General features: G+C 54.2%; 11 protein-coding genes and 4 tRNA genes. 8 read left to right on the top strand and 7 right to left on the bottom strand.

The features are described from left to right. The first annotated feature begins 40 nt into the window (after positions 1-40). The 4 genes from LC431_RS09225 to LC431_RS09210 all read left to right on the top strand — a co-directional run bounded on the left by LC431_RS09225 (position 41) and on the right by LC431_RS09210 (position 440). A tRNA-Val gene (locus LC431_RS09225) sits at positions 41-116 on the top strand. Between the two features lie 46 nt (positions 117-162). Continuing rightward, positions 163-238 (top strand) — tRNA-Val (locus LC431_RS09220). Between the two features lie 43 nt (positions 239-281). After that, positions 282-357, top strand: a tRNA-Val gene (locus tag LC431_RS09215). Between the two features lie 7 nt (positions 358-364). Further along, a tRNA-Lys gene (locus tag LC431_RS09210) sits at positions 365-440 on the top strand. A gap of 101 nt (positions 441-541) precedes the next feature. Here LC431_RS09210 and eutC read toward each other — a convergent pair. From eutC to eat, 3 genes are read right to left on the bottom strand one after another with little or no spacing between them, the layout of a single operon-like run. Further along, a complete protein-coding gene (eutC, locus tag LC431_RS09205) occupies positions 542-1,351 on the bottom strand; it encodes an ethanolamine ammonia-lyase subunit EutC (RefSeq protein ID WP_112151261.1) in 810 nt (269 codons plus the stop codon). An 11-nt stretch (positions 1,352-1,362) separates the two neighbouring features. After that, positions 1,363-2,745: an ethanolamine ammonia-lyase subunit EutB gene (locus LC431_RS09200; protein ID WP_112151262.1), complete on the bottom strand. Its 1,383-nt coding sequence runs from the start codon at positions 2,743-2,745 to the stop codon at positions 1,363-1,365. A gap of 21 nt (positions 2,746-2,766) precedes the next feature. Further along, positions 2,767-4,176 carry an ethanolamine permease gene (gene eat / locus LC431_RS09195; RefSeq protein WP_015689496.1) on the bottom strand — a complete coding sequence of 470 codons (1,410 nt, stop codon included), beginning with the start codon at positions 4,174-4,176 and terminating at the stop codon, positions 2,767-2,769. Positions 4,177-4,462: 286 nt separating this feature from the next. Here eat and LC431_RS09190 point away from each other — a divergent pair, with 286 nt between their 5' ends. Then, a complete protein-coding gene (locus LC431_RS09190; RefSeq protein ID WP_217218237.1) occupies positions 4,463-5,014 on the top strand; it encodes a nucleotidyltransferase family protein in 552 nt (183 codons plus the stop codon). 114 nt (positions 5,015-5,128) lie between these two features. Continuing rightward, positions 5,129-5,470 (top strand): FlxA-like family protein, encoded by a 342-nt coding sequence (locus LC431_RS09185; RefSeq protein WP_013574442.1) that lies wholly within the window; start codon positions 5,129-5,131, stop codon positions 5,468-5,470. A 33-nt stretch (positions 5,471-5,503) separates the two neighbouring features. Here LC431_RS09185 and LC431_RS09180 read toward each other — a convergent pair whose 3' ends face one another. After that, on the bottom strand, positions 5,504-6,430 hold the full coding sequence (locus tag LC431_RS09180) for a LysR family transcriptional regulator (protein WP_013574441.1): 927 nt from the start codon (positions 6,428-6,430) through the stop codon (positions 5,504-5,506). A 98-nt stretch (positions 6,431-6,528) separates the two neighbouring features. On the opposite strand from LC431_RS09180, the gene LC431_RS09175 reads away from it, so the two are divergent. Further along, positions 6,529-7,518 (top strand): bile acid:sodium symporter family protein, encoded by a 990-nt coding sequence (locus LC431_RS09175; RefSeq protein WP_013574440.1) that lies wholly within the window; start codon positions 6,529-6,531, stop codon positions 7,516-7,518. Positions 7,519-7,596: 78 nt separating this feature from the next. Here the strand turns inward: LC431_RS09175 and LC431_RS09170 are convergent, their stop codons facing one another. The 3 genes from LC431_RS09170 to zipA all read right to left on the bottom strand — a co-directional run bounded on the left by LC431_RS09170 (position 7,597) and on the right by zipA (position 10,934). After that, on the bottom strand, positions 7,597-7,839 hold the full coding sequence (locus LC431_RS09170; protein ID WP_013574439.1) for a DUF3820 family protein: 243 nt from the start codon (positions 7,837-7,839) through the stop codon (positions 7,597-7,599). 3 nt (positions 7,840-7,842) lie between these two features. After that, positions 7,843-9,864, bottom strand: a complete 2,022-nt coding sequence (gene ligA / locus LC431_RS09165) for an NAD-dependent DNA ligase LigA (RefSeq protein ID WP_015689494.1) — start codon at positions 9,862-9,864, stop codon at positions 7,843-7,845. A gap of 71 nt (positions 9,865-9,935) precedes the next feature. Continuing rightward, positions 9,936-10,934, bottom strand: coding sequence for a cell division protein ZipA (gene zipA / locus LC431_RS09160; RefSeq protein WP_013574437.1), 999 nt, complete (start codon positions 10,932-10,934; stop codon positions 9,936-9,938). 223 nt (positions 10,935-11,157) lie between these two features. Here zipA and cysZ point away from each other — a divergent pair, with 223 nt between their 5' ends. Beyond that, positions 11,158-11,958, top strand: a complete 801-nt coding sequence (gene cysZ, locus LC431_RS09155; protein ID WP_015689492.1) for a sulfate transporter CysZ — start codon at positions 11,158-11,160, stop codon at positions 11,956-11,958. Positions 11,959-11,971 lie beyond the last annotated feature (13 nt).

The raw sequence follows: 11,971 nt of genomic DNA, 5'->3' as shown, positions 1-11,971 counted from the left end.
TAATTTCAAGTATCCCTATAATGCGACTCCATCACGACGGGGGCGATTAGCTCAGTTGGTAGAGCATCTCCTTTACACGGAGGGGGTCGGCGGTTCGAGCCCGTCATCGCCCACCACTCTTTAAGAGTGCCGCGTTGTGATAAGTAGGAAGAATTGAGAAATGGGCGATTAGCTCAGTTGGTAGAGCATCTCCTTTACACGGAGGGGGTCGGCGGTTCGAGCCCGTCATCGCCCACCATTTCTCAGCACGTTTCTTCTTACATGGGGAAGTACCCAGAAGTGGGCGATTAGCTCAGTTGGTAGAGCATCTCCTTTACACGGAGGGGGTCGGCGGTTCGAGCCCGTCATCGCCCACCACTTCTGCGGGCCGTTAGCTCAGTTGGTAGAGCAGTTGACTTTTAATCAATTGGTCGCTGGTTCGAATCCAGCACGGCCCACCAATTCAGAAAAAAGCGCCTATAGGCGCTTTTTTCGCATCTGTACTCCGAAGAAAAACCGTGATGGAGGCGAACCAGCAGCTGGTTCTATTTTTCTCCTCCCCCTACTCCAGTTTAAACATCGGCACGACCTTATTGTGTAGCGCCGGATTATCGCTTTCATCTTTCAGATTGACGCCCGACAACTGGCGATGGAAAGATTGTTCGAGCAGCCAGGCGAGTTTAAAAGCCGCCTGCGGATAATTCAGCCCTTCCGGCCGCACATTGGAAATACAATTTCGTTCCGATTCCAGTCTTTTGGTATGGGGCCCCCAGGTCATGTAAATGCCTAAACTGTCGGGAGATGACAATCCCGGACGTTCTCCGATCAAAATCGCTACCGCCTTCGCTTTCATCACCTGCGCAATATCATCGCCCAGTGCCACCCGCGACTGATGCGCCAGCACCACAGGCCCGATTTTCAGCTCCAGCGTGCGCAGATAGGGCAATAACGCCGCAATCAGCGGTACGGCCTGCCGGTGCACGGCTTTCGATGACAAACCGTCAGCGATGACCAGCACCACGTCGGCAGGCTCCGGCGCCAGACGCAGCAAGGCCTGACGGCTGCTTTCTGACAACTTGCGGCCAAGATCAGGACGACACAGATAGGTCGCCCTGTCCGGTGCAGCGCTGGCAACGGTCAGCGTTTCCACCCCCAGCGCGTAAAGTTCGGGTTCGAGCTTCTGGCTGTCAAAGGGCTGATGCACGGCATCACGCGCCTGCGCATGGGCTAAACCAAATCGCAGCAGCTCATCGGTGGGCAGACTCGAACCGGTACGTCCCAGCGCGATACGTGCGGCCGTAAACTGACGCAGAGTTTCCCACGGGTTGCTATGCACCAGCGGCGATAATCCCTGCTCTTTTTCTTTATTCATCAGCACAGACCTCAGCTCAGTTGCGGCAACTGACGCAGTAACGGATGGGACGCCCGGGTATCCTGCAAGACGCCCTGCGGATCGATAATTTTCATTTTCTCCAGCCATACGGCAAATTCCGGCGCATGTTTCAGCCCGAGTAATTCGCGGATATATAACGCGTCATGGAAAGACGTGCTCTGATAATTGAGCATGATGTCATCCGCGCCCGGTACGCCAATCAGGAATGTCAGCCCGGCAGTGCCGAGCAGCGTCAGCAAGGTATCCATATCATCCTGATCGGCTTCTGCATGATTGGTGTAACAGACATCGCAGCCCAGCGGCACGCCCAGCAGTTTGCCGCAGAAATGGTCTTCCAGACCCGCACGGATAATTTGTTTACCGTCATACAAATACTCCGGGCCGATAAACCCCACCACGGTGTTAATCAGCAGCGGTGAAAAATGGCGGGCGATGGCGTACGCACGCGCCTCACAGGTTTGCTGATCGACCCCAAAATGCGCATTGGCAGATAAACAACTGCCCTGCCCGGTTTCGAAATACATCACGTTGTCGCCGAGCGTGCCACGCTTAAGACTAAGCGCCGCCTGTTGCGCTTCCGCCAGCAGCGCCAGATTGATACCAAACCCGCTGTTCGCCGCTTCAGTTCCCGCTATCGACTGAAACACCAGATCAACCGGTGCGCCGCGCTCCACCAGTTTGATGGTGTTAGTGACATGCGTCAGAACACAGGACTGCGTGGGAATTTCAAAGCGCGTAATGATGTCATCAAGCATGTAATTGAGGTTTTCCAGCAGCGGTAAGCTGTCGCTGGCAGGATTAATGCCAATCACCGCGTCGCCGGAGCCATATAACAAACCGTCGAGCATACTGGCAGCAATGCCCTGTAAATTATCGGTCGGATGGTTCGGTTGCAGGCGCACGCTCATGTGCCCCGGCAGCCCGATAGTATTGCGGAATTGAGTAATCACCCGGCATTTTTTAGCCACCAGGATCAGATCCTGATTGCGCATCAGTTTGCTGACGGCAGCCGCCATTTCGGGCGTGATCCCGCGGGCGACGGCTGCCAGCACAACGCTGTCGGTTTTTTCACTCAACAACCAGTCGCGGAAATCCCCGACGGTGAGATGCGAAATCGCGGCAAACGCCGCGACATCATGAGTATCGACAATCAACCGCGTGACTTCATCGTCCTCATACGGCACCAGCAATTGTTGCAGGAAGGTTTTGAGCGGCACATCAGCCAGTGCCATTTTTGCCGCCATGCGCTCTTCAGCGCTGGCGGCAGCCACTTCAGCCAGATAGTCGCCCGACCGTGCGGGCGACGCCTTTGCCATCAGTTCGCGTAAATCCTTAAACTGATACCTTCGGTGACTTAATGTCGTCTGAAACATAACACTCCTTAGCGCGCCGGATTATTTGCTGCTTTTAGCGGGAACCGGGCGCAGGCCACGTAATTGCGGATCTTCCGCAGCATCAGTCCGCGACTGATGGGTGATACGGAACCAGGCATACGCCAGCAACATCATGGCGGCGAAGATCAAAAACAGTAAGGTGTTGTAGTAAATCATAGCGATCAGACAGACGACTGCCAGCACCAGCGCCAGAGCAGGTGCAAAAGGATAGAGCGGCGCACGGAACGGACGGATTAAATTCGGTTCGCTGCGGCGGAGTTTAAACAATGCAGCCATCGAAATGATGTACATCACAATGGCGCCAAAGACCGACATTGTCACGATATTGGCCGTCAGTGGCTGGCCGCCAATCACGATCAGTGAATCCGAGAAAATAGCCGCGATGCCAACAACGCCCCCCGCGATAATACCAAGATGCGGTGTCTGGAAACGGGCGTTGACGCTGGCAAGCCGTTTAGGCAAATAACCTGCCCGGGCCAGCGCGAAGATCTGACGGGAATACCCCATGATAATGCCGTGGAAAGAGGCAATCAGGCCAAAAAGCCCCAGCCAGACCAGCATGTGCAGCCAGCCACTGTTGCTGCCGACAATCAGTTTCATGGCCTGCGGTAACGGGTCGTTGATGTTCGACAGCTTGGTCCAGTCGCCCACACCACCGGCAAACAACATCACGCCGAGCGCCAGAACGGTCAGAGTCAGAATGCCGCCGATAAAAGCTTTCGGAATGGTACGCTGCGGATCTTTCGCCTCTTCAGCGGCCATTGAGGCACCTTCTATCGCCAGGAAAAACCAGATGGCAAAAGGAATGGCTGCAAAAATACCGGAAAAGGCTGCGGGACTGAAAGTGTCGCTGCCCGCCCATCCACCGTGAACAAAGTTCGACATTTCAAAGCCCGGCGCCACCACGCCCATAAAGACCAGCAATTCAAAAATTGCCAGCAACGTGACCAGCAGTTCAAAGGTGGCGGCGATACTGACGCCGAGAATATTGAGCGCCATAAATACCAGATACGCGCCAACAGCCACCCATTTCGGCTCAATCGACGGGAACTGCACATTGAGATACGCCCCGATCGCCATCGCGATAGCAGGCGGCGCAAAAACAAATTCCACCAGCGTTGCGAAACCCGCGACAAATCCGCCCGTTGGCCCGAACGCACGGTAAGCGTAAGCAAAAGGACCGCCCGCGTGCGGAATCGACGTAGTGAGTTCGGTAAAGCTGAAAATAAAGGCGCAATACATAGCCGCTATCACCAGAGCAGTGATAAGAAAGCCCAGTGTGCCTGCCTGCGCCCAGCCGTAACTCCAGCCAAAATATTCGCCGGAGATAACCAGCCCGACGGCAATGCCCCAAAGTTTAAAACTCCCCAGTGTACGTTTTAAAACAGGTGTGACTTTCGTGGTTTGCATAAATGATCCCCTGCCCGGTGATAATTCAATTTTTGTTGAAAAGAACTGCGACAGCCTTGCTCTTATTTGTGTTGCAAAGGATGGATGTTGCAAAGGCTGTACCACTTAAGAAACCCTCAGCAGGCGCGGCCTGTAGCCGTATTCAGGGGAGGCTTGCTACATTTTAGCGCGCCGGCGTAAGCCGCATATCCGAAATGGTGCGTTGGATAAGCGTCACAAAAGGGCGCTACACTTTGGCTTCTCAGAACGCTGACGTCGGATAAAAGGAGAACATCACGTGGCAACAATGGAACAGCAAATCATCACCTGGCTCAGAGAGGAACCGCTTCATTTGCTGGCACTGACGCAGGCACGCACGCAAAATCTTAACGATGCCTGGCTGGCGGCGGGCTTTGTCCGCAATCTGGTCTGGGACCGGCTACACGGATATGCGCAGGCCACAGCACTCAATGATATCGACGTGGTGTATTTCAATCCGCTGGATTGCTCGCCGGAAGCTGACGAGCGCTATGAACATCGCCTGAAAGCGCAATCGCCCGACCTTCCCTGGTCTGTGAAAAATCAGGCCCGCATGCATGAGCGCCACGGCCATGCGCCCTATGCCTCCAGCGCCGAGGCGATGAGCTACTGGGTGGAAATGGAAACCGCTATCGGCGCAAGAATGAATGCTGACGGGCAAATTGAGCTGAATGCGCCGCTGGGACTGGATGCTTTGTTTGCTTTCAGTATTACGCCAAACCCGCGGCATGCGATCCCCGCAGTTTTTGCCGAGCGGATCAGCAGCAAAGGCTGGCTGACCCGGTGGCCGAAGCTCAGAGTGAAAGCGTTAACCGAATGAAAGCCATAAATACCGTAAGGAATATGCAAAGCCTGTAAAGCCTCGCTGATTTTTGCCGATATAGCTTAAGCACTTTTACGTGCAAAATTTTATTCTTACTCAATGAGGCTTTTTATGACGACTATCAGCGCGACCAGCAGTTCGGTAAGCTCTGCGTCCACCAGCGACTCAGGCAGTGCCAGCCAGATTGCAAAGCTGACTAAGCAGATTACCAAACTGACTGAGCAGCTCAAAAACGTGGGCAATTCAGGCGGCGATACTGACGAAGTTAAGCAACAGCAAGAACTCCTGCAGCAGCAAATCGAAATGCTGCAACAGCAGATCGCGCAGATTCAACAGCAGCAGGCTCAGAAAGCACTTCAGCAACAGCAGCAACAACAAGCTGACGCTGAAATGAAGAAAGACGAAGGCGTGAATAAGCCTTCAGAAACCAACGCAGTCGATATCTACGTATAACCCCGGTCAAAGCCTGAAACAGCCGGCAAGGTATCAGTGGTTGTACATTCCCTGCTGGCTGCGTTTTTCCCGCAATAAATTCGCCTGCTCTTTCACCACCTGCCAGATGGCCTGTGCAGCGGGTGATAACGACCGGTTTTTACGTCTGACCAGCATCAGCACCCGGTTGATTTCCGGCACCAGGCTTCTGACCACCAGACGGCTCCCTTCCGGCATGGGCAACGCCAGCGCCGGGATAACACTGATACCAATTCCGGCTTCCACCATCGGGAATAACGTGGCTGGATGGCCGATTTCCTGAGCAATCTCCGCTTTCACTTTCTGCGCTTTCAGTGCGCCGTCGATCAGGATCCGGCTTCCTGATGCGTAATCCTGCAGCACCAGTTTTTGGCCGTTCAGTGCCTGCCATTCAACCTCCGGCAGCGCCGCCAGCGGATGATCCTCACGGCACATCAGCAAAAACGGCTCATGCAGAATCGGCTCGCAGTCCAGATCAGTGTTTTCACCCGGATCAATCACAATGCCGAAATCCACTTCCGCATTTCTGACGCTGTTAAGCACCAGTTGCTGCGCCTGATCGCGCAACAAAATACGAATGTCCGGATACTGCCGCTCGCCGCTGGAGATACATTGCGGCATCAGTTGCGCCGAAATCGTCTGGCTAGAGGCAATACGCACCCGACCATTATGCTGCGTGCCGAAGCTGCGGGTGTCGAGCAGCATGGCGTGGAGTTCGTCGAGCAACGGCTCGACACGATTCGCCAGACGCAGACCGGCATCAGTGAGCACGACTTCGCGCGTTGTGCGGTCCAGCAACCGCACGCCCATTTCGGCTTCCAGCTCTTTCATACTATGGCTGACCGCCGACTGGCTTAAACCAATGGACTCACCAGCCCGGCTGAAGCTGCCGTAGCGTGAAACGGTCACAAATACGCGAAGTTGCCTGAGCGAATAATTCATGAATTTTCTGCATTAATGGATTAAATAAATCAATTTTTTAATTGTATCGCAAAGACTCAGAATAGCCGCATTCAGAAACAACAAATCCGAGACTTGTTATGCGCTTCTTACCCGATCGCTTTACCCTGACACTCATCGCTACGGTTTTGCTGGCGACGTTCTTCCCGGCCAGCGGCATATTTGTGGCTTTCTTCAATAATCTGACCATTTTCGCCATCGGCCTGCTGTTTTTCATGCATGGCGCAAAACTCTCGCGCGAAGCTATTTTTCAGGGCAGCAATAACTGGCGTCTGCATTTGTGGGTGATGTTCAGTACCTTCATTTTATTCCCGATCCTCGGGCTGCTTTTCCAGTGGTGGCATCCGGTAGACGTCAGTCCGCAAATTTACAGCGGCTTTGTCTATCTGTGTATTTTGCCTGCGACGGTGCAGTCGGCGATTGCATTTACCTCACTGGCAGGCGGGAACGTAGCGGCAGCGGTGTGCAGCGCCTCCGCATCAAGTCTGCTGGGGATTTTTGTTTCGCCGTTGCTGGTCAGCCTGCTGATGCATGTGCAGGGGGAAACGGGGAATGGTTTAGAACAGGTCTGGCATATTGTTTTGCAACTGCTGGTGCCGTTTGTCGCCGGGCATTTACTCCGTCCGCTGATTGGCGGCTTTGTCGAACGTCACCGTAAAATGATCGGCAAAACCGACCAGACATCGATTTTGCTGGTGGTGTATTCCGCTTTCAGCGAAGCCGTGACGCAGGGGATCTGGCATCAGGTCGGCATCGGTTCACTGCTGTTTATCGTGGTGTTCAGTCTGGTGCTGCTGGCCTTTATCCTGGTGATCAATACCTATATGGCGCGCTGGATGGGCTTTAGCAAACCCGATGAAATTACCATCGTGTTCTGCGGCTCGAAGAAAAGCCTGGCGAACGGTATTCCGATGGCGAACATTCTGTTCCCGGTCAGCGCGATTGGCATGATGGTGCTGCCGCTGATGATTTTTCATCAGGTACAGTTGATGACCTGCGCGGTGCTGGCAAAACGTTATCAGAAAAAACAACAGGAAGCGGCGCTGAAACACGCGCCTGTTACTGAATAAGCTGGCTAAATAGCAGGCAGAAAAAAGGCGCTGAATTCAGCGCCTTTGTTTTATGAGTTGACCCGTTCTCAACAGCGTTTACTCGTCGGTGCCATCGAGTCCCGGACCATTGCGGCGCAGCGGATTGATCAGGTTTTGCAGCCCTTCGCTTTTAATCGTCAGCGTCAGCTGCATCAGTTCACCCAGTTTTCCTTGCGGAAATTCATCTTTGCGGGCGAACCACAGCAAATATTCTTCCGGCAAGTCGATCAGCACCCGTCCGGCGTATTTTCCGAACGGCATCACTCTATTGGCTATCTGGATCAGATCTTCTTTTTCCATGATTTATTCACCCAGCAGACGGATCATTTCCGCCTCGTCGATCACCTCAATGCCCAGTTCCTGTGCTTTCGCCAGCTTGGAACCCGCCGCTTCACCGGCAATCACCAGATCGGTTTTCTTCGACACGCTGCCGGAGACTTTCGCGCCCAGCGCAGTCAGACGGTCTTTGGCGTCATCGCGGGAAAGAATCGACAGCGAACCGGTCAGCACCACAGTTTTGCCGGCAAACGGACTGTCGATTTCTTCCGGTACAATGACCTGCACTTCCGGCCAGTGAATATTGATTTCAGGGCTTAACAACTCGTCGATGACCTGCTGGTTATGTTCTTCCGACAGGAAATTCACCACGTGTTTCGCCACGACATCACCCACATCCTGAACGCCTTTCAGCGATTCAATATCTGCCGCTTTAAGCGCCTCAACCGAGCCGTAATGCGCGGCAAGGTTAGCCGCCGTGGCTTCGCCCACTTCACGAATGCCCAGCGCATACAGGAATCTTGCCAGCGTGGTTTCTTTAGCTTTTTCCAGCGCACTGACCACGTTCTGCGCCGATTTCGGTCCCATGCGGTCCAGACCGGTAAGTTTGCCCGCCGTCAGACGGAACAGATCTGCCGGCGTTTTGACATATTCTTTCTCGACCAACTGATCGATGATTTTGTCGCCCATGCCGTCAACGTCCAGCGCCCGGCGGGAGACGAAATGCTTCAGCGCTTCTTTACGCTGTGCACCACAAATCAGACCCGCCGTACAACGCGCCACGGCTTCGCCTTCGACACGTTCAACATCAGAATGACAGACCGGGCAATGCGTCGGGAAAACCACTTCGCGGGCATCTTCAGGACGCTCATCCAGCACCACGCCCACCACCTGCGGGATAACATCTCCGGCACGACGGACAATCACGGTATCGCCGATACGCAGCCCAAGGCGCTCGATTTCATCTGCGTTATGTAGCGTGGCATTGCTGACCATCACGCCCGCGACCAGAACCGGCTCCAGACGTGCGACCGGCGTGATCGCACCAGTACGCCCTACCTGAAACTCGACGTCTTTCACCAGCGTGATTTGTTCCTGCGCCGGGAATTTGAAGGCTGTTGCCCAGCGCGGCGCACGTGCCACAAAGCCCAGCGTTTCCTGAATATCCAGCGAGTCAATTTTCACTACCACGCCGTCAATATCAAAGCCCAGTGACGGACGGTCGGCTTCAACCTGACGGTAAAACGCCAGCACTTCTTCGCTGCCGGTACACAGGCGGACGCGATCACTGACCGGTAAACCCCAGGCTTTAAACTGTTGCAGGCGGGCGAAGTGGCTGCGCGGCAGTTCACCCCCTTCCAGCAGGCCAACGCCGTAGCAGAAGAAGGTCAGCGGACGTTTGGCGGTGATACGCGGATCGAGCTGACGTAACGAACCGGCGGCGGCATTACGCGGGTTAGCGAACACTTTCCCTCCCGTACGACGCGCTTCGTCGTTCATCGCTTCAAAGCCCGCTTGTGGCATAAACACCTCACCACGTACTTCAAGGCGCTCAGGAATGTTGTCGCCATGCAGACGCAGAGGGATCGCGCGGATGGTGCGTACGTTCGCGGTGATGTTCTCACCGGTCGTGCCATCGCCACGCGTGGCAGCCTGCACCAGTTCGCCATTTTCATACAACAGGCTCACCGCCAGACCATCAAGTTTCAGCTCGCAGCAGAACGTCAGTGCTTCAGCGGTTTTCAGGCGATCCTGCACGCGTTTATAAAATGCCAGATAGCTTTCTTCATCAAATACGTTGTCCAGCGATAACATCGGTACCCGATGCCTGACCTGTTCAAATGCAGAAAGCGGTGCCGCCCCCACGCGCTGCGTCGGGGAATCCGCGGTGACCAGCTCAGGATGCGCGGTTTCCAGCTCGCGCAATTCGCGCATTAAGCGGTCATACTCGGCATCTGGCACTTCCGGTGCATCCAGAACGTGATACTGATATTCGTGATGGCGCAACTGAGTGCGTAATTGACTGATTTGTTCTTCGATAGTGGCCATGACTCACCGTGGAGATAAAAAACCCCCGGCAAGCGGGGGTCAGGGAAGTGGGTGTTTCACGAACGCCGGACTCAGGCGATCGCCTCGAGGACCTCGCGGATCCGCGCTTTGTACGTTTCGAGCTTCTGCGGCGTAATCATACGACGCTCATCGTCAAGCACCATCGCACCGACATCATCGGCAATACGCTGGGCGGACTGCAGCAACAGTTTGAAGTTCTGATGCGCATCACCGTAGCAAGGTACCATCATAAACAACGTAACGCCTGGGGTGGAGAAGTCAGACATATTGTCAGGGTCGAAGGAACCCGGTTTGACCATATTTGCCAGACTGAACAACACCGGACCGCTGCCCGCAGGGCTGACGTGACGATGGAAAATATTCATGGCACCAAACTGGAAACCGGCCTGAAGCACGCTGTTGAGCAACACTTCACCACCGATGACACCGCCCTGATGCGCGGCAACGTGCAATACCAGAACCGTCTCTTTCAGTTTCGCTTTCTCAGCCGGTGCTTCTTCTGCAGGAGCAAAAGGTGCAGCCTGAGGTTCTGCTTTCGCAGCAGGCGCGGCATCAGCATGAATTTCCTGCGGCGGAACCGGTGTGTGCGGTTTAGCTTCAGGCGTGTATTCCTGATGCGCAAAATCTGCGGCAGGTTCGCGACGCGGTGCAGTGACGGGTTCAGCAGCTGAATAACCACTCAGCAAGGGATCATCCTGCACAGCATGTTGCTGCGGCTGAGCCGGTTGCTGAGGACGAGCAACAGATGCTGGCGCTGGCTGCGCAGGGGAAACCTGCGGCTGACGTGGCGGTGCAGTCTGTTCGGGCTCGTCATACTGACCTAAAGTCGGTTCATCCTGAGGATAAGCAGGACGCACGCGCACTTCCCCCACTCCATCGACAAAATCTTCGGACGGAGATTGTTCCCGTTCTTTTTTCACACGTTTAGCTGGACGATCGCGGAAAAGCGAAGAGCGTTCTTTACGGCTGGTCCACAAACCGTGTAACAACAACGCTATTATGGCGATCGCGCCAACAACGATTAATATCAGACGCAAATCCTGCATCATTGCTATCTCTGTTGTTCTAATACATTGCCACCACGGCAAACATTCACATGATTAACTCTATTTGCCCACGTAGATAAGTGCAAGTCTCGACTCTACTTTCTGCTAATAAATAGGGCAGTTGCACCTTTTTTTGCTGTTTTTTCAGCCAATCCACCGCTAGCCAGTGGAAAATCATACCGATATGATAGCCCATGTCATTCAACTCAGAGAGAAAATTTCGTTTATGACCTCCTCGCACAGCACCAGACAACAAAATGGTGTGCATTATTTCAAACAAGGCTGGGCGCTCATTTCCTTGCCGGGGATACGACGTTTTGTGATTTTACCCCTCGCCGTCAACGTGCTGTTGATGGGCGGCGCATTCTGGTGGCTGTTCACCAAACTGGGTGAATGGATCCCGGCGATGATGAGCAAGGTGCCGTCGTGGCTCAGCTGGCTGGATTATCTGATCTGGCCGGTCGCGGTGCTTTCTGTCGTGCTGGTGTTCAGCTATCTCTTCAGCACCCTCGCCAACTGGATAGCCGCCCCCTTCAGCGGATTGCTCGCCGAACAACTCGAAGCGCGCCTGACAGGGAAAACGCTGCCTGATACCGGCATCTGGGACATCATGAAAGATTTACCGCGTATCATGAAACGTGAATGGCAGAAACTGGCGTATTACCTGCCGCGCGCCCTGCTGCTGTTCGCGCTGTACTTTATTCCGGTGATCGGCCAGACCGTGGCCCCGGTGCTGTGGTTCTTCTTCAGCGCGTGGATGGTCGTCATTCAATATTGCGATTATCCGTTCGATAACCACAAAGTCAGCTTTGCCGATATGCGCCGTTCGCTCGGCAGCAACAAAATCGACAACATGCAGTTTGGTTCGCTGGTCAGCCTGTTTACGATGATCCCGTTGCTGAATCTGGTGATCCTGCCGGTTGCCGTGTGCGGCGCGACGGCCATGTGGTGTGATCGTTATCGCAATATTTACGTTAAAAGCGATGTTTATAACAATAGTATCGACGTGAATTCCAGCCGCAAATAACGTTTTTTATTCA

It is taken from the genome of Rahnella sp. GSA61A (genome assembly GCF_019969905.1).
GTDB lineage: Bacteria > Pseudomonadota > Gammaproteobacteria > Enterobacterales > Enterobacteriaceae > Rahnella > Rahnella aceris.
Note: the sequence above shows the minus strand (reverse complement) of the source record. Positions and strands in the feature narration are given on the sequence as shown.